This is a genomic window from Candidatus Rokuibacteriota bacterium (assembly GCA_030647435.1).
GTDB lineage: Bacteria > Methylomirabilota > Methylomirabilia > Rokubacteriales > CSP1-6 > AR37.
The window spans coordinates 118098-135171 of record JAUSJX010000078.1; the positions used below are offsets into that span (position 1 = coordinate 118098).

Annotated in this window: 15 protein-coding genes; 3 read left to right on the forward strand and 12 right to left on the reverse strand. The window is 70.4% G+C overall.

Annotated features, from left to right (window positions below; all coding sequences use genetic code 11):
- From dctP to Q7W02_14585, 12 genes are read right to left on the reverse strand one after another with little or no spacing between them, the layout of a single operon-like run.
- Complete coding sequence (dctP, locus tag Q7W02_14530; GenBank protein MDO8477381.1) at positions 1-1026, reverse strand: TRAP transporter substrate-binding protein DctP; 1026 nt, start codon at positions 1024-1026, stop codon at positions 1-3.
- 60 nt (positions 1027-1086) lie between these two features.
- Positions 1087-1800 (reverse strand): ABC transporter ATP-binding protein, encoded by a 714-nt coding sequence (locus tag Q7W02_14535; protein ID MDO8477382.1) that lies wholly within the window; start codon positions 1798-1800, stop codon positions 1087-1089.
- A gap of 19 nt (positions 1801-1819) precedes the next feature.
- Complete coding sequence (locus tag Q7W02_14540; protein MDO8477383.1) at positions 1820-2227, reverse strand: Rid family hydrolase; 408 nt, start codon at positions 2225-2227, stop codon at positions 1820-1822.
- Between the two features lie 2 nt (positions 2228-2229).
- The gene (locus tag Q7W02_14545; GenBank protein MDO8477384.1) at positions 2230-4029 is read right to left on the reverse strand and encodes a branched-chain amino acid ABC transporter ATP-binding protein/permease; all 1800 of its coding nucleotides are present in this window, start codon (positions 4027-4029) and stop codon (positions 2230-2232) included.
- Positions 4026-4892: a branched-chain amino acid ABC transporter permease gene (locus Q7W02_14550; protein ID MDO8477385.1), complete on the reverse strand. Its 867-nt coding sequence runs from the start codon at positions 4890-4892 to the stop codon at positions 4026-4028. Before Q7W02_14550 ends, Q7W02_14545 begins: the two co-directional genes overlap by 4 nt.
- A 24-nt stretch (positions 4893-4916) precedes the next feature.
- Complete coding sequence (locus tag Q7W02_14555) at positions 4917-6074, reverse strand: ABC transporter substrate-binding protein (protein MDO8477386.1); 1158 nt, start codon at positions 6072-6074, stop codon at positions 4917-4919.
- Positions 6071-8446: a xanthine dehydrogenase family protein molybdopterin-binding subunit gene (locus Q7W02_14560; protein MDO8477387.1), complete on the reverse strand. Its 2376-nt coding sequence runs from the start codon at positions 8444-8446 to the stop codon at positions 6071-6073. Before Q7W02_14560 ends, Q7W02_14555 begins: the two co-directional genes overlap by 4 nt.
- A gap of 29 nt (positions 8447-8475) precedes the next feature.
- Complete coding sequence (locus tag Q7W02_14565) at positions 8476-9498, reverse strand: TIGR03617 family F420-dependent LLM class oxidoreductase (protein MDO8477388.1); 1023 nt, start codon at positions 9496-9498, stop codon at positions 8476-8478.
- 38 nt (positions 9499-9536) lie between these two features.
- Positions 9537-10475: an amidohydrolase family protein gene (locus tag Q7W02_14570; protein MDO8477389.1), complete on the reverse strand. Its 939-nt coding sequence runs from the start codon at positions 10473-10475 to the stop codon at positions 9537-9539.
- 8 nt (positions 10476-10483) lie between these two features.
- Positions 10484-11695 (reverse strand): CoA transferase, encoded by a 1212-nt coding sequence (locus Q7W02_14575; protein MDO8477390.1) that lies wholly within the window; start codon positions 11693-11695, stop codon positions 10484-10486.
- The gene (locus Q7W02_14580) at positions 11695-12957 is read right to left on the reverse strand and encodes a CoA transferase (GenBank protein ID MDO8477391.1); all 1263 of its coding nucleotides are present in this window, start codon (positions 12955-12957) and stop codon (positions 11695-11697) included. Before Q7W02_14580 ends, Q7W02_14575 begins: the two co-directional genes overlap by 1 nt.
- The gene (locus tag Q7W02_14585) at positions 12954-13457 is read right to left on the reverse strand and encodes an Lrp/AsnC family transcriptional regulator (protein ID MDO8477392.1); all 504 of its coding nucleotides are present in this window, start codon (positions 13455-13457) and stop codon (positions 12954-12956) included. Before Q7W02_14585 ends, Q7W02_14580 begins: the two co-directional genes overlap by 4 nt.
- Positions 13458-13632: 175 nt before the next feature.
- Between Q7W02_14585 and cofH the strand changes: the two genes are divergently transcribed.
- From cofH to Q7W02_14600, 3 genes are all read left to right on the forward strand, one after another.
- Positions 13633-14910, forward strand: coding sequence for a 5-amino-6-(D-ribitylamino)uracil--L-tyrosine 4-hydroxyphenyl transferase CofH (cofH, locus tag Q7W02_14590; protein MDO8477393.1), 1278 nt, complete (start codon positions 13633-13635; stop codon positions 14908-14910).
- Positions 14907-16556, forward strand: coding sequence for an acyl-CoA synthetase (locus Q7W02_14595; GenBank protein ID MDO8477394.1), 1650 nt, complete (start codon positions 14907-14909; stop codon positions 16554-16556). Before cofH ends, Q7W02_14595 begins: the two co-directional genes overlap by 4 nt.
- A 267-nt stretch (positions 16557-16823) precedes the next feature.
- On the forward strand, positions 16824-17042 hold the full coding sequence (locus Q7W02_14600; GenBank protein MDO8477395.1) for a hypothetical protein: 219 nt from the start codon (positions 16824-16826) through the stop codon (positions 17040-17042).
- Positions 17043-17074: the final 32 nt, after the last annotated feature.

Genomic DNA, 17074 nt, shown 5'->3' on the forward strand with positions numbered 1-17074 from the left:
TCAGCGGCTCCGGGTCGCCTCGATCAGCTCCTTGCCCACCGGCCCGGCCTTGGTCACCCACGCCTCGATGATCTCCTGGCCCGCGGACCGTGCCTTGGCGTGGTCGGCCGCGCTCAGCCGCGTGAGCGTGACCCCGTGCGACTCGAGTGTCTTCCACGAATCACGCTGGATCGTCTTCGCGATGCCGGCCGCCCGGGCTTCCGACTCCTCGGTCACCTGCCGCACGATCGCCTGCAGATCCGCGGGTAGCTCGTTCCACGCCTTGCGCGACACGCCGACGATGAGAGGCACATAATCGAGACCTACGTCGACCAGCGCGAACTTCTGGCGCGCGTCCCACAGGCTGAACGACACGCCGGTATAGCCGCCGGTGATCACACCGTCGATCACCCCGCGCTGCGCCGCCGACACCATCTCGTTGTAGGACACCGAGGTGGGGCTGGCGCCGAGGCCCTGCAGGAACTGCGCGTGCTCACGGGAGTAGAAGCGCAGCTTGAGGCCCTTGAGGTCCTCCAGCTTGTTGACCGGGCGCCGGCCGTTGTAGATGATCTGCTCGTCCGCCATGTAGTACAGCAGCGGAATGATGTCCCACTTGGCGAACTCCCGCTCCCAGATCGCGCGCGTCTTCCGCCACATTTCCGCCACCCCGTCGGGCCCCCGCTCCGAGAAGAGCATCGGCAGAGACGGGAAGCTGAGCGCGGGCATGTCGCCCGCGGCCGCGCTGTACACGAGGCCGACGACGTCCACCGAGCGCGCCTGGAGCACGCGGAGGGAGTTGGCCGCGCCCAGCGCGAGCTGCCCGCCCGCGAACCACTTGATCTCCAGCCGCCCCTGCGAGCGCTTCCCGATCTCGGCCGCCCACGTTTCGAGCAGCTCCGTCTGGATACGATGGCTCGCCGCGAATATTGAATCGGCGCGCCACACGATCTTCCCGTCCACCTTCGCGGCCTGTCCTTCGATCCGACCGGGCCAGGCGGCGGCCGCCGCCAGCACGAGCACCATCACGACCAGCGCAATCCTTCGCATGTCAGTCTCCTCTCGTGTGCACATCGTCCGCGGCGGTGGCCCGGCTCCCGCGCCGGCGCCTCACCGACCGCCCAGGTACGCTTCCCGCACCTCCGCCCGCCCGGCGAGCTCGGAAGCGGGGCCTTCCATCGCGACCACGCCGCCGTGCAGGACATACGCGCGATCAGCCACCTCCAGCGACAGCCGGGCGTTCTGCTCCACGAGCAGCATGGTCAATCCCTCCCGCGCCAGGCCGGCGATGAAGGTGAAGATCTCCCGGACCACCGTGGGGGCGAGCCCCATGGACGGTTCGTCGAGGAGCAGCAAGCGCGGGCGCGACATCAGCGCGCGCCCGATAGCGAGCATCTGTTGCTGGCCGCCGCTCAACGTTCCCGCGAGCTGCTCTGCGCGCAGCCTGAGCACCGGAAAGAGTTCGTAGACACGGTCCAGCTCGCGCATCACGCCGGGCCGGTCGCGCCAGAACTGGCGGTAGGCGCCAAGGAGCAGGTTCTTCCTGACGTCGAGGCTCGCAAAGACGGCGCGGCCCTGGGGCACGTGGACCACTCCCAGCGCGACGACGCGGTCCGGGGCGAGAGTGGCGATGCTCTGGCCCTCGAACCGGATGTCACCCCGGCGGCAGCGGGTGAGGCCGGAGATCGTCCGAAGCAGAGTGGTCTTGCCGGCGCCGTTCGCCCCGATGATGGTGACGAGCTCCCCGGCCGCGACGCGCATGGATACGCCCCGAACGGCGTCGATCCCGCCGTAGCCACTCCACACCTCGTGGAGCTCGAGCATCGGGGTGTACAGACGGCGCCTATCCCGCCGAGCGCCCGCGCCGACTCACCGCGATGGCGTCGATCTCGATGAGGGCGCCCGGACGCAAGAGCCCCGCGACGATCACGCCGGTGGCCGCGGGGAACGTGGAGCCGAAAACTTCCCGCCGCACCGCCGCCGTGCCCGCGTAGTTCTCGGTGCTTATGACGTAGTCGCGGGTGAAGACGACGTCAGCCAGGGAGGCGCCCGCGGCCGCCAGCACCTCGGCCATCTTTCCGTAGATGAAGCGGGTCTGGGCCACGATGTCGCCCTCGCCCACGAGCCGCCCTGTCGCCTCGTCCACCGCCGTCATCCCGGAGAGAAGGACCAGGTCCTCGGCCCGCACGGCCGCCGAGAAGGTGAACCGCGAAAAGCGCGGCCAGTTTGGAGTGATCGCCTCGTGTCGCATTGTCACCTCCGTGCGAGATTCAGGGGGGTCTCGTCGCCGAGGTAGGCGACGATGACCTGCGGGTCGCCTCGGACCGCTTCCGGCGAACCCTCCGCGATCTTCGTGCCGTGGTCGAGGACGACGACGGTATCGCAGATGCCCATGACGAATTCCATGCGGTGCTCGATGAGGACCACGCTGACGCCGGCGGCGCGGATGGTGCGGATGAGCCGCCCGAACGCCGCCAGCTCGGTGTCGTTGAGTCCAGCCCCGGGCTCGTCCATCAGCACCACACGCGGCCGCGGGGCGAGGGCCCGCGCCAGCTCCAGCCGCCGCTGCTGATCGAGCGACAGGTCGGCCGTCCGGCGGCCCTCGAGCCCGGCGAGCCCCACCATGGCGAGGCACTCGCGCCCGCGCGCCTCCATGGCCGCTTCCTGCCCGAGGGGCACCACCGCGCTGACCGCGCCGCGCGCGAGTCCGGACAACCAGGGAAGCTGTAGCGCCACCGCGACGTTGTCCAGCACCGGGAGCTGCGGGAAGAGCCGCACGCTCTGAAACGTCCTCCCGATGCCGCGCCGGGTGATCTGGTGCGGGGGCAGACCCACGAGCGGCGCCCCGTCGAGGGTAATCCGCCCCCCGTCCGGCGGTACGAGACCGTTCAGCACGTTGAACAGCGTCGTCTTCCCCGCCCCGTTCGGGCCGATGACGCCGGTGACCGTGCCTGGCCGCACGACAAAGGATACCTTCGCGAGCGCTCGCACGCCTCCGAAGGCCTTGCTGACCTCCGACACCTCGAGGAGGGACCCGCCCCCGGTGGACCATGTCCCGGCCCGTACGGATCCCGCGGGCGCCGGCACGGCGGGCGCCACCGTCCGTGAGCCGCGGCGGGCGAGAGTGCCGAGTGCGCCCGCGAGCCCGTCGGGGAGGAACATCACTACGACCCCGAGCACAACGCCGAAGAGGATGACGTCGTACTCCTTGTAGGCGCGCAGGTACTCAGGCAGCACGGTCAGCGCGGCGCCTCCCACCATCGGGCCCCACAGGCTTCCCATACCGCCCACGACCGCCATCGTCGCGAGCTTGACGCCGGGGAAGGCGCCGAAGGTCGGCGGATCGAGGAAGCTCATGTAGTGCGCGTAGATGCTGCCGCTCAACGACGCCCACGCCGCCCCGAGGACGAACACGCCGAGCTTCTGGCGGAAGGTGTCGACCCCCGCCACCTCGGCCGCCACCTCGTCGTCGCGCAGCGCCCGGAGTGACCGCCCCGTCACCGACCACGACAGCCCGATCGCGGCGAGCTGGCACAGCGCCCAGAGTCCCCAGACGACGTAGAAGAAGTGGAGATCGGAGCCCGCCGTCCAGCCGCCCAGCGACAGCGGCGGGATGCCGGCGAGCCCGGACGCTCCCCCGGTGATGTCCTTCCATTCCTCGAGGAGGATCTGCACGATGATCCCGACCCCGAGGGTGGCCATCGCGAAGTAGTAGCCGCGGAGCCGGAGGGCGGGCAGGCCGATCACCAGGGCCACCACCATGGTGAGGACCACGCCGACTGCCATGGCCGCCCATGGCGCGAGGCCGTAGTGCAGGCACAGGATACCCGAGGTATAGGCGCCGATACCGAAGAAGGCGGCGTGGCCGAGCGAGATCTGACCACCCCAGCCGAGGATCAGGTTCAGTCCAGTCACCAGCACCACGTTGAGGCCGGTGACCACCATCACGTTGACGTAGTACGGGTTGGAGAAGACGGCGGGCGTCAGCGCGAGCGCCACCACCAGCCCCGCGAGGAGGCCGAGGTCGCGCCGCAGCCCGCGCGCCCGGCTCATCGGGCCGCCGCGACGAAGAGGCCCGAAGGCCGCAGCACGAGCACGGCCAGGAGGATGCCGAAGCTGAAGGCGTCGCGAAGGCCGGTGGAGACAAAGCCCGCCGCGAATGCCTCCACCACGCCGAGGGCGACCGCTCCGACGACCGCGCCCACCGGGTTCCCCATGCCCCCGAGGACGCAGGCGGAGAAGGCCTTCACGCCGAGCATGGTGCCCATGTCCCAGGTCGCGAACGTGATGGGCGCCACCACGATGCCGGCGATCGCCCCCGAGCCCGCGCTCACCGCGTAGGCGAGCGCGGTCGCGTACCGGACGCTGATTCCCATAAGGGCCGCCGCCTCCGAGTGGTCGGACACCGCGAGGAGCGACCAGCCCAGCATGGTGCCGCGGAAGACCAGCCAGAAGAGGACGAGCAGGGCCAGCACCGTCCCCACCACCCAGAGCCCCTGCGGCGAGATCGCGGCGCCGAAGAGCCAGAGCGATGCCTCCCCCGAGAAGGCGGGGAGGGGGCGAGCATTGGCGCCGAAGGCCAGGAGCGCCACCCCCTTGAACACAATCGAGGCAGCGATGGTCATGATGACGGTAGCTACGAGATGCGACCGACCGAGGGGCGCGATCATCAGCACGTCCATGGCCACGCCGATGACGACCACCGCCCCCACCGCGAGGACGACGGCAAACGGGAGCGGCACGCCATGCAGGACGCCGGTAGCGGCCAGCATCGCACCCAGCATGAGGAACTCGCCCTGCGCGAAGTTCACCACACCGGTGGCGTTGTACACCACGGTGAACCCGAGCGCGGTCACGGCGTAGACCGCGCCCACCGTGAGCCCCGAGAAGAGGAGCTGGACGACGTTGATGTCCACCGCGCTCGCTACGCCTCCCGCGCGCTACTCGGCGAGAACGAACTTGCCGTCCTGCCCCCGCAACATGATGAGAGAGTCGACGGAGAGGCCGGAGTGGTCCTGCGCCGAGAAGTTGAAGACGCCGGTCAGGCCAACAAGCCCGCGGAGCTTCTCTATCCCATCGCGGATCTGCTGACGATCGGTGGCACCCCGTCGCATAGACTCCACCACGACCAGGAGCGTGTCGTACCCGACGCCGGCGAAGTACTCGACGTCCTCGTTGTGCTTGGAGCGGAACTGGTCGCGGAACCGCAGGATCAGCGCGCGCTGGGGGTCATTGGCCGCGAGCGCGTCGGGAAGGTTGACCTTCGGCGAGGGGACTAGGTTCCCGTTGGAGGCGGGGCCAGCGAGCTGCAGGTATCGAGGCGACGACCAGCCGTGGGTGTGGTACACGGCCACGTCGAGGCCGAGCTGCTTGACGTTCTTGACCAGGAGGGCGGAGGAGGGATGCACGTTCCACGAGAGGATGGCGTTGGCCCCGCTCGCCTTGACGCGCAGGAGCTGCGCCGTCATGTCGGTGTCCGCGGTGCGGTAGGTCTCCTGGGCCACCACCTGCACGCCGAACTTCGGCGCCGCCGCCACGAACTCGGTGCGGGCGTCCTCGCCGTAGGCGATGGCCGGGGTGACGGTGGCCACCTTGCCGTGACCGAGCTTCTTCATGTGCTCCAGGACCTTCGTGACGACGACATCGTTGCCCACCACCGGCCGGAAGACCCACGGTTTGACGGGGTGCGTGAGCGCGCTGGAACCGACCCCCGAGACCATGACGACCTTGGCCCGCTCGGCGAGCGGGTAGGCAGCGAGCGCCTCGCCGGTGGTGCTGGGGCCGACGATGGCGAGCACGTTGTCGAGCTCGATGAGTCGCTTGGTCGCGGTCACTGCCTTGGTGGGGTCGCCCTCGCTGTCGTAGATGACCACCTCGAGCGGCCGCCCGTTGATGCCGCCGGCGGCGTTGATCTGTTCCTGGAGAAGCACGATGGCCTTCCGCTCCGGCTCCCCGAGGAAGGCGGCCGGTCCGCTCACGGCGAGGACCGCGCCGACGCGCAGCGGGGCCTGGGCCTGGGCGTCGGCGCAGGCCAGCCACCCGCCGAGGAGTGAGCCCGCGAAGACGAGCAGCACTGCGATCGAAGACTTCCGCTTCATGAGCGTGCCCCTTCTGTGCCCCGCGACGCTGTCCGCCAGACGTCCTCCGGGGTGAGTGGAATGTGAGCGATGTGCGCCCCGAACGGGCGGAGCGCGTCGGCAACGGCGTTCGCTACCGCCGCCACCGCCCCGATCGTCCCTCCTTCTCCCATGCCTTTGATGCCGCCCACCGTCAGCGGCGAGGGTGTCTCGAGGTGGAATATGTCGAATTCGCCGGGCAGGTCCGTGGCCCGGGGGAGCGGGTAGTCCATGAAGGAGGCGGTGAGGAGCTGCCCCCGCGCGTCGTAGCGCGCGCCCTCCCCGAGCGCCTCGCCCACACCCTGGGCGACTCCGCCGTGGATCTGGCCGTCCACGATGAGGGGATTGATGACGGTGCCGCAGTCGTGCACGACGAGGTACCGCACCAGCCGGACGACGCCGGTATCGACGTCGACCTCGACGACGGCGAAGTGGGCGCCGTTGGAGATGGTCTGGATGGGCGGGTCGTAGTACTCGGTGACGTCCAGGCCCGGCGCGATCCCGTCCGGAAGCGCGACGGGGCTCACCATGTACGCCTGCTTCGCGAGGTCGGCAAAGGCCACCGACCGGAAGGAAGCCCCCTTGACGGCGACGCGCCCGTCCTTGAGCTCGAGGTCGGCCGCCAGCGCCTCCAGGCGGTGGGCGGCGATCGCGAGCACCTTGTCCCGCACCTTCCGGGCGGCCAGGATAGTGGCGCCGCCGCCAACCACCGCCCCCCGGCTCCCCCACGACCCGCTCCCATAGGGCGCGAGGGTGGAATCGCCGCAGCTCACGCGGATGCGGTCGAGCCCGACGCCCAGCTCGTCGGCCACCAGCTGGGCCAGCGCGGTCTCGATCCCCTGGCCCATGGCGGTGCAGCTCGTGTAGACGCGGACAACACCGCTCGGATCCACGCGGACCGTGGCGGCGTCGAAGCCGGGTACGCGCACGATGCCACGCCAGAGGAGGGCCTTGGCGCTGGCTGCGGTGAACTCGGCGTAGCAGGAGATGCCGATCCCCAGATAGCGCCGCGCCGCGCGCCCGCGCGCCTGCTCCTCGCGCAGCGCCTCGTAGCCGAGCTCGCGCAGGCCGACGCGCAGCGATTCCTGGAAGCTCGCGCGCTCGTAACTCACGCCCAGCGCGTTCGTGTAGGGAAACTCCGCGTCGGCGATCAGATTGCGGCGCCGGACCTCGGCCGGGTCCAGGCCGAGGCGCTCGGCGAGGAGGTCCATCATCCGCTCCATCGAGAATGTCGTCGTCACCATCGCCACGCCGCGGTATGCCCCGCGCGGCTGCGTATTGCTCACCACCGCGGTTGCCTCGTAGGCGTAGCTGGCAACGCGGTAGGGGCCGAGGATTTGCCGGGCCGCGCCCGTCGCCTCCAACGTCGAGCCGAAGGGCAAGATCGAGTAGGCGCCCGCATTGGTCACCACCCGGGCCCGCATCCCCTCGATGCGGCCGTCGGCGGTGGCGGCCAGCTCCACCGTGATGCGGTGGTCGCGGCAGTAGACATTGCATTGCAGGTCCTCGAGGCGTCCCTGCACCCACTTGACGGGCCGTCCGAGGCGGTGCGCCGCCCAGGCGACGACGAGGTCCTCGGGATACATGTGCAGCTTGATGCCGAACCCTCCGCCGATGTCCGGGGGAATCACGCGGATGGTGTGCTCGGGAAGGTCGAGCAGCTCGGCGAGCAGCGTCCGTACGACGTGGGGGCTCTGGTGGGAGGTCCACAGCGTCAACTGCCCGCTTCCGCCGTCGTGCTGGGCCACGCACCCGCGCGTTTCCAGCGGCGCCGCTGTCACCGGGGCCGAGCGGAAGGTCTCGGTCAGCCGGACCGCCGCCCGCGCAAACGCCGCGTCCACGTCGCCGCCCTGGCCCTTCGCGCGCATGAGGACGTTATCGGCCCAGTGGCCGTGGACCCGCGGGGCACCCGCGGCGAGAGCGTCCTCGATGGTGACGGTGGCGGGCAGCGGCTCGTAGTCCACCGCGACCCGCGCGGCGGCATCCTCGGCGGCGGCGAGGTCCTCCGCCACCACCGCTGCTACCGCCTCGCCGACGTAGCGCACCTTCCCGCTGGCAAGGGCCGGCCACTCCGTCACCTTGTAGTCGGTGAGCTGCATGTCGTCCGCGCGCATCACTTTGACTCCATCGAGGTCGCGCGCGGTGAGGCAGGCCACCACGCCGGGGACGCGGGCTGCCGCCGCGGTGTCAATCGCCCTTACGCGGGCGTGGGCGTGCGGGGAGCGGACGAAGACGACGTGCGCCATCCCCGGCAGGGTGATGTCGTCGACGTACCGCCCCCTCCCCGCCACCAGCCGCGGGTCTTCCACCCGCGGCTGCCGCGCTCCCACGTGCTTCGACGACACCTGCGTCATCGTGCCCTCCCTCGCGCCGGCCGTAGCGATCAGATCTGCTGGATGGCGGCGACAAGCTTCTTCACGCGCTCATCAGTGTCCCCGAACGTCCAGTCGGGGTAGCCGAGATGCACGCGCTTGGCGTAGCTGCCGAACCGGTCCTTGATGAGGTCGGGCAGCTCCTCGTAGCGCCCCACTACCGAGAAGTTCTCGACCATCTCGTCGGTGATGAGCTTGGCCATCTCGACCCACTTGCCCTCCTTGGACATGGGGTGCAGGCGCGCGGTCACCTCGCCCCAGCCGTGGTACTCGAAGATCGGGCGGTAGGTGGGCGTGGAGCCGTAGAACGCGATGCGCGACCGGATGGCCTCGCGTGCGCGCTTGATCTCCTCCGGCGTCGAGCCCACCCCCACGAAGCTGCCGTTGCTGATGTCGACGCTCTTGGGGTCGCGGCCCATTTTCCTGGCACCCGCGTAAAAAGCGGGCACGAGCCGCTCGCGCACCCAGCGGTTGGTCACGGGGTCGCCGAAGAAGACGCCGTCGCAGATCTCGCCCGCGAGCCCGGCCATGCCGGTGTTCATGCAGGAGGTGTAGATGGGCGGCCGGGGGACGGTGAGCGGCTCCGGGGTGAACAACGGGATCATGAGGGTGTGGGTGTAGTGCTCGCTGTGGAAGTTGAGCGGCGTCTTGTTCTGCCAGCAGTCGAAGATCGCGTGGAGCGCGTTCACGTAGTCGCGCATCCGCGGGAGTGGCGGCGAGTAGGGCACGCTGTAGCGGCGCTCCATGTGGCCCTTCACCTGGGTGCCGAGGCCGAGCTCGAACCGCCCCTTGGCGAGGTCCTGGATGGACCACGCGGAGTAGGCGGTGACCATCGGGCTCCGCGGGAACGCCACGTGGATCCACGTGGCCATGCGGAGCCTGGTGGTGGCGGCGGCGGCCATGGTGCAGGACAGGATCGGCGGCGTGGTCATCTCCGCCATGGTCACGCCGTCGAAGCCCAGGCGCTCCAGCCGCTGGACGAAGGCCGGGACGTCGGCCAGGTGCTTGGGACGGGAGTCAACGTACACGCGCATTTCGCACTTCCTCCTTGAGGGGTATCGGTGTCGGTGGGTTACGGGGTCGCGAGCAGGGCCCGGGCATTCTGCTCGACGATCTTCTCGATCTCGTCGGAGCGGAAGGCGACGTCGCCGTCGGTGGTGGCGGGCAGCTCCCGCACATGCTCCAGCCACTGGCGGCGGTCGAGGAAGACGTCGAAGAAGGGGCCGTCCACGCCGAACAGGATCCGGTCGGCCCCCACCGCGTCGATCACGCGACGGAGCACGCGCCGGAACTGCGTGGGGTTCACCGCCGCGGTCATCTGGAAGGCGGAGACGTCGGCGAGCAGCCGCGCCTTGCCGCGGGCGACCTCGCAGTACTCGCGCCACCAGGCGAAGCTCATGTGGGCCGCGATCGCGGTGAGATCGGGGAACTCGTCGAGGACCGCCGCGATGGGCCGGGGGTGCGCCCAGTCGCTCGCGTCCTCCGGCCGGGGCCCGGAATGGAAGACGATCGGCAGCCGATGGTCGGACGCGTAGCGGTACACTGGGGCCATGGCGGGGTCGGTGGGGTAATACCGGCCCGCGAGCGGGTCGAGCTTGAGGCCGCGCATCCCCCACTCCTCCACCGCGCGGCGGACGAGCGCGAGCGGGTCGGACACTCGCGGGTGGACGCCCGCGAAGCCGACGAGACGCCCCGGCCAGCGCCGCACCACCGCGGCCACGTCGCGGTTCTGCCTCTCGAAGGCGTCGCCCGGAGCGTCGGAATCGAAGGAGAAGCCGCCCACCACCACGAAGGAGGTGTCGATGCCCGCCGCCTCCATCTTGGCAATCGCCCCCTCGCCCGCGGGGTCGAAGCACTCCTTCTCGATATGGGCCCGCAGTGCGGCCGGCGCCATCGGGCGGCCCAGCTTCTCGAGCTGCGGCCCGAAGAGCTCGGTGACGCCGTCGAGTAGGGGCGCCGAGAGCGCCCCCGGCGTCACGTAGAGATGACAGTGCGTGTCGATCGCTCCCATCCGATCTCCTATGAAAACGCGCCCGCCTCGCGCAGGGTGGCGAACTCGTCGTCCGACATCCCGAGGACCTCGCGGCAGACGCGCTCGGTGTCCTGGCCGAAAAGCGGCCCGGGGTGGCGGATCTCGGCCGGCGTCTCCGAGAGCGCGTACGGGTTGCCGCTGAGCGTGCAGGTGCCGATCTCCGCGTGCTCGCGGACATGCCAATGCCCGCGGTGATTGAGCTGTGGGTCGGCGCGCAGGTCCTCGCCCCGCTGCACGAAGCCCGCGGGCACGCCAGCCGCCTGTAGCGGGCCCACCACGTCCTCCGCCCGCCGCGCCGCCGTCCACACGGCAAGGAGGCCGTCGATCTCCTCCTCGTGGCGCTTGCGGCCCTCCGCGGTGGCGAAGCGCGCCGCTTCCAGCGCGGGGATGGCGGCCACCCGCACCAGCGCCTCCCACTCCGCGTCCTCGGTGACCGCGATCGCGCACCAGCGGTCATCGCCAGCGGACGGGTAAACATTGTGGGGGGCGGCCGCCGAGTCCCGGTTGCCCCGCCGCGCCCAGACCCGGCCGTTGACGGTGTAGTCGAGCAGCACAGGGCCAAGAAAGTTCAGTGCCACCTCGTACTGCGACGCCTCGATGTGCACGCCCTGACCAGTGCGCTCACGCTGCGCGAGGGCGGCGAGGATGGCGGTGGCGCCGACCGGTGGCAGGAGCCAATCGGGGTAGGCTCCGTAGACCTCGACTGGACCCCGGTCCGGCCAGCCGGTCAGATGCGCGAAGCCGGTAAGGCCGGCCAGCGTCACGCCGAACCCCGGGTGGCCCGAATGCGGACCGCCCGCGCCCTGGATGCTGGTGCTGAACAGGATCACGCGGGGGTTGAGCGCGCGCAGCGTCTCGTAGCCGAGGCCGAGCCGCTCGAAGACTCCGGGCGTGAAGTTTTCGACGACGACGTCCGCCCACCGCACGAGCCGCCGGGCTAGGTCGAGCCCGGCCGGGTGCTTCAGGTTTAGCGTCATCCCGAGCTTGTTGCAGTTGAGCTCGTTGAACCAGCCGGCGCGGTTCAGGCCGGGGACACTGTCTTTCATAGGGGGCGCGAGGCGGGCGAGATCGGGCTGCTCGCCGGACTCGATCTTGACCACGGTGGCGCCGTGGGTGGCGAAGACGCGCGCCGTGGCGGGACCTGTGCCCACCTGGGAGAAATCGGCTACCGTGACGTCGGCGAGCGCGCCCGCGGCCATCAGACGGCCCCGCTGCCGCGCAGGGCGGCCAGATCGTCGGCGCCGAGGCCCAGCTCGCCGTAGACCTCGGCGTTGTGCTGCCCCAACGCGGGCGCTGGCGCCCGCAGGGCCACCACCCGCCCGTCGAGCCGGAACGGGGGGCCGGGGAAGGTCATCGTCCCCGACCACGGGTCGTCGACGGTCCGCCAGAAGCCCCGCGCCCGGAGCTGCGGGTCTTCCAGGATCTCGCGCGACGTGAAGGCCGGGTAAAGCATGATCCGGCGCTTCACCGCCTGCTCCATCAGCTCCTGCATCGAGAAGCGTCGGAAGAAGGCGGAGAAGCGCGGGACGATGGGGTCGAGGTCCGCCTGGGACACCACGCGCCAGTCGAAGCGCATCCAGTCGATGCCGCGCAGGTAGTCGTCGGAGGCGTCCGCCTCCTCCATCCAGTCGGTGAGCGCGCGTAGGGAGCGCGCGCCGAAGCTGCCACCGATGATGGCGAAGCAGAGGTGGCCATCGCGACATTGCCACACGAACGGGAACGTGACCCCGGTGTCGGGGCGACGACGGTTCGCCCCCGACCGCCGCACATTGCTCCGGGTGAGATCCCAGAAGAGATGGACATCCTGGAGCACCCAGATCACCGCCTGCTGGCCCGACACGTCCACGAACTGTCCCCGCCCCGTCCGCAGGCGATGGTAGTAAGCGATGAGCGTGCCGACCGCCGCCTGCGCACCGGCCACCGCGTGCGACTGGGGGAAGCTGATGCGTACAGGCGGCCGGTCGGGGTCGCCGAGGACATAGACGTGGCCGGCCATCGCCTCCAGCACAAGGTCCGGCGCCTTGAACTGCGCGTAGGGCCCGGTCTGTCCAAACGGGGTGATGGCGGTGTAGACGAGCCGCGGGTTGTCGCCGACCAGCGTGGAATAGCCGAGGCCCATCCCCTCCATGGTCCCGGGGGGGAAGGACTCGACGAGCACGTCGGCCCGCGCGGCCAGCCGGCGTAGCAGCGCGCGCCCGGAGGGCACACCAAGATTCAGGGTCACGCCACGCTTGGCGGTGTTGAGAAAGGTCCACGTCAGGCTGCGCTCCGCGTCGGGGGCGCCGGGGGCGCCGTCCCGGAACGGCCCGAGGCGACGGCCCGAGTCTCCGGCAGGCGGCTCGATCTTGATCACGTCAGCGCCGAGGTCGGCCAGGAGGCGCGCGCAGAAGGCGCCCGCGTGCCCGGTGAGGTCGAGCACCCGGCAGCCAGCGAGGAAACCCGCGGTCGGCGGGGCCATCATCGTCCGCCCCGCCTCGCGCGGGCGCCCGCCGGGAGCCCCCCGTCGTCAGGCATCCCGGGCAGGCGCCAGTCGAAGGCGCGCTTGACCATGTCGAGGATGTAGAAGGTCTCGCTGCGCTCGATGCCGGGCACCTCGCCGAGCGACACCGTCAGGAAGCGCATGAGCTCGTTCGACCTCTCGAAGACCGCGGCGAACATGACGTCGTAGCGGCCCGCCACGACGGCGAGCCACGTGACCTCGCGGAACTTGCGCAGCCGCTGCGCCACCGCCAGCGTCTTGCCGCTCCCGGTGGTGAGACCGATGAAGGCGTAGATAGCGTAGCCCACCTTGAGCGGCTCGGCCACCGCCACCACCTGGATGACGCCGTTCTCGATCAGGGACTCGATGCGCCGGCGCACGCTCGACTCCCCAAGGCCCAGCCCGCGCGACATCTCGGCATTCGACTGACGGGCGTCGCGCTGTAGCGCCTGGATGATGCGGCGGTCGGTGGCGTCGAGCACCGGCGCCGCCTCCGGGAGCTCATTCGGCGACATCCTCGCCGCTGGCTTTCGGCCTCTACGCCGCTGTTTATGACGATTTTCGGCTACCACACGCTTGACCATGGCTGAATCCGCCGCTATAGTAGGTTCCCCTGACGGAACTTGTCAAGGCCTCCGTCGGGGAGGAGGAACGCACATGAGCACCGGCGCCGCGAATGGCCTCGCTCCCGCGCTCGACGGAGCCTCGAGGGACACGCGCGCGATCCTCGCCCGAGTCCTGGACGGCGCCGAGCTCCCGCTGCCGGAGGCCCTCGCCCTCGCGGAAGCGCGCGGGCGCGACCTCCAAGCCCTCGCCGCGGCGGCCGACGAGATGCGGCGCCGCCAGGCCGGCGACCTCGTCACCTTCGTGGTGAACCGCAACATCAACTTCACGAACGTCTGCATCAAGCACTGTGGCTTCTGCGCCTTCAGCCGTGACCACCGCGAGGAGGAGGGTTACCTCCTGCCCATCGCGGAGGTGGTCCGGCGCGCGCGCGAGGCGGCGGATCTCGGCGCCACCGAGGTCTGCATCCAGGCGGGGCTGCCCCCCAGGCTGGACGGGCGCTTCTACATCGATCTCTGCCGCGCGCTGAAGGCCGCGCTGCCCGATCTCCACCTGCACGCCTTCTCCCCGGAGGAGATCCTCTACGGTTCCGTGCGCTCCGGGTTGCCTATCAAGGACTACCTGAGCGAGCTCAAGGCGGCCGGCCTCGGCACCCTGCCCGGCACCTCGGCGGAGGTGCTCGACCAGGCCGTGCGCGACTCCATCGCCCGGGGTCGCATCACGGTGGACCAGTGGGTGGAGGTGATCACCACCGCCCATGCCCTCGGCATCCGCACCACGTCCACCATCATGTACGGCCACGTCGAGACGCCCGCGCACTGGGTGCGGCACATGGCGCTGCTGCGCGACATCCAGAAGGACACCGGCGGCTTCACGGAGTTCGTGCCGCTCTCCCTCATCCCGTTCGAGGCGCCGATGTACGCGAAGAAGCTCGTGGCCGGCGTGCGGCCGGGCGCCACCGGCGTGGAGGTGGTTTGCATGCACGCCCTCGCGCGGCTGATGCTGGGCCCCGTGCTCCCCAATATCCAGGCCTCGTGGGTGAAGGAAGGCCCGAAGCTCGCGCAGATCCTCCTCGATGCCGGCGCCAACGACCTCGGGGGCACCCTCATCAACGAGTGGATCTCGACCTCTGCAGGCACCGCCTTCGGGCAGCTCGTGCCGCCCGCGGAGCTGCGCCGCCTCATCCGCGACGCCGGCCGGGTGCCCGCGCAGCGCGACACCCTCTACCGCATCCTCCACGTCTACGGCGAGGATGACGAGACGGAGTCCGCCCTAGATTGTGTCGAGGACGCGGAGGCGCGCTTCGGCTCGTATCGCCGCCTCATCGCGTCGGGCGAGTTCCGCTTCACGAACCCGGGAGACCGCCGATGACCATGGACCGCTACCTTCCTCCCCGCGCGCTGTGGCCCGAGCGTGTGTACACGCTGGCGGAACACCGGGCCTATCCAGCCCGCTTCAACTCTACGGAGGTGCTGCTCGACCGCCACGTCGAGGCGGGGCACGGCGACCGGACAGCTGTCCTCTTCGAGGACCGCCGGATCACCTACCGGGCGTTGCAGGAGGACGTCAACCGCCTCGGGTCGGCGCTGCGGGGCCTAGGCGTGGAGGAGGACGATCGCGTGCTCCTGCGGGCGCCGTCGATCCCGCCGTCGCTAGTGGCGAACTTCGCCATCATCAAGATCGGCGCGGTCAGTGTGCCGATCTCGCCGCTCTTCTCCCGCGTGGAGATCGCCCACGTCGCGCGCGCGACGGCGGCGAAGGCCATCCTCGTCGCCGCCTCCCTCCTCGAGGAGGTCGAGCGCGCCCGCGAGGATCTGGACGGGGCGATTCCCGTCATCGTTATCGGAGGCGACCCGGCCGAGATCCGCGCCAAGGGATTCATCTCCTATGGAGAGCTCCTTGCCCGGGGCGACGCGCGCCTGGCCGCGGTCCCCCGCGATCGCCTCGCTCCGTCGGTTCTGCTATTCACCTCGGGCACCACCGGAATGCCCAAGGGCACCGTGCATTTGATGGACGAGGCGCTTACCGTCGCCGACGGCTTCGGCCGCCTGGGCTGGCGCCTCACGCCCGAGGACGTCCTCTGCAGCCCCGCGCCGCTGTCCACGGCCGCCGGATACTCCGCTCAGGCCGTCATCCCGTTCCGGCTCGGCGCCCCCATCTCCCTGCTCGCGCGCTTCAGCCCCGAGGGTATGCTCCAGCAGATCGAGCGCCACCGGGTGTCGGTGGTCTCCGTGCTCCCCACCGGCTACCGAAAAATCCTGGAGCTGCCCGACGCCGCCCGGCGCCACGACCTGGGGTCGGTCCGCCTCTACACGGGCGGGGGCGAATCGCTGACGCCGGCCACCTACGAACAGTGGCGGCTCGCGTTCGGCCGCGAGATCTACGAGGGTCTGGGCACGACCGAGATGATGTTCGTCTTCGCGTCCTCCGCGGTGACGGGCCGCGTGAAGGTCGGGGCCATCGGACCCGCCGTCCCCGGGTACGAGCTGCGCGTGGTGGACGAGGACGGCCGCGACTGCAAGCCGGGGGAGGTCGGGTCGCTCATCGCCCGCGGCCCCACCGGGACCATCTACTGGAACGACCTGGAGCGCCAGCGCGCGGCCGTCGAGGCCGGATGGTCGCGGATCGGCGACCTCGTCACGATGGATGAGGACGGCTACATCTCCTTCCTCTCCCGCGAGGATGACATCATCAAGTCCTCGGGCTACCGCATCGGGCCCGACGAGGTCGAGCAGGCCCTGGCCGGCCACTCCGCCGTCGCCGACGTGGGGGTGATCGGCATTCCCCACGCCGTGCACGGCGAGGACACCTGCGCCTTCATCGTCCTGCAGCCGGGATCCACCGACTCCCCCGCCCTCCGTCAGGAGATCATCGACTCGTGCCGGGGAACCATCGCCGTCTACAAGCTCCCCCGAGTGCTGCGGGTGGTCGAGCGCCTCCCGCGCGCGCCCGGCCCCGCCGGCCCGGGGACGGGGAAGCTCCTCCGCCGGCTGCTCCGCGAGATGACCGCACGATGAGCCGGGGTAGGCTCCGTGGCTGGTCGGCCAGCCTCGCCCTCGCGGTGCTCGCGCTCGCTACCGGCGCGCCGGCTCAGGGGGGGCACCCCTCGTGATCGGCGAAATCAACCCGCGCACGGGGCAGTTTGGTGTGCAGGGGACCGCAATCCACGAGGGCATCGCACTCGCGGTGGAGGAGGTGACCGCGCAGGGCGGCGAGCACGCGCGCGGACGGTGGCGAGGACCTGCGCCACGCCCTCGTGGCTCGGTGGGGGTGCGGGGTGAAAGGTGAGCGGCCCTGGCCTCGAGGACATGCGCGCCATCGGCAACAATGGGGTCGGGCTCGGCATCCCGTTCTGGCTGCCGGGAAGCGGAGAGAATCATCCCGACGCCGTCCTCTGCGAGCAGTCCCTCTGGATCGACGGCCGGAAGATCGTGGAGGACGGGATCCTCGTGGCGCCCCCGGACCTCGCGAGGCTGGCGGAGCGACTCGTCCCCAGGGTCTGAGCGGCGGCACGAGTGGTCGCGCGAGAGAAAGG

Coding starts and splice junctions, on each gene's coding strand:
- dctP (MDO8477381.1), bottom strand. CDS start 1,026: ATGCGAAGGATTGCGCTGGTCGTGATGGTGCTCGTGCTGGCGGCGGCC.
- Q7W02_14535 (MDO8477382.1), bottom strand. CDS start 1,800: ATGCTCGAGCTCCACGAGGTGTGGAGTGGCTACGGCGGGATCGACGCC.
- Q7W02_14540 (MDO8477383.1), bottom strand. CDS start 2,227: ATGCGACACGAGGCGATCACTCCAAACTGGCCGCGCTTTTCGCGGTTC.
- Q7W02_14545 (MDO8477384.1), bottom strand. CDS start 4,029: ATGAGCCGGGCGCGCGGGCTGCGGCGCGACCTCGGCCTCCTCGCGGGG.
- Q7W02_14555 (MDO8477386.1), bottom strand. CDS start 6,074: ATGAAGCGGAAGTCTTCGATCGCAGTGCTGCTCGTCTTCGCGGGCTCA.
- Q7W02_14560 (MDO8477387.1), bottom strand. CDS start 8,446: ATGACGCAGGTGTCGTCGAAGCACGTGGGAGCGCGGCAGCCGCGGGTG.
- Q7W02_14565 (MDO8477388.1), bottom strand. CDS start 9,498: ATGCGCGTGTACGTTGACTCCCGTCCCAAGCACCTGGCCGACGTCCCG.
- Q7W02_14570 (MDO8477389.1), bottom strand. CDS start 10,475: ATGGGAGCGATCGACACGCACTGTCATCTCTACGTGACGCCGGGGGCG.
- Q7W02_14575 (MDO8477390.1), bottom strand. CDS start 11,695: ATGGCCGCGGGCGCGCTCGCCGACGTCACGGTAGCCGATTTCTCCCAG.
- Q7W02_14580 (MDO8477391.1), bottom strand. CDS start 12,957: ATGATGGCCCCGCCGACCGCGGGTTTCCTCGCTGGCTGCCGGGTGCTC.
- cofH (MDO8477393.1), top strand. CDS start 13,633: ATGAGCACCGGCGCCGCGAATGGCCTCGCTCCCGCGCTCGACGGAGCC.
- Q7W02_14595 (MDO8477394.1), top strand. CDS start 14,907: ATGACCATGGACCGCTACCTTCCTCCCCGCGCGCTGTGGCCCGAGCGT.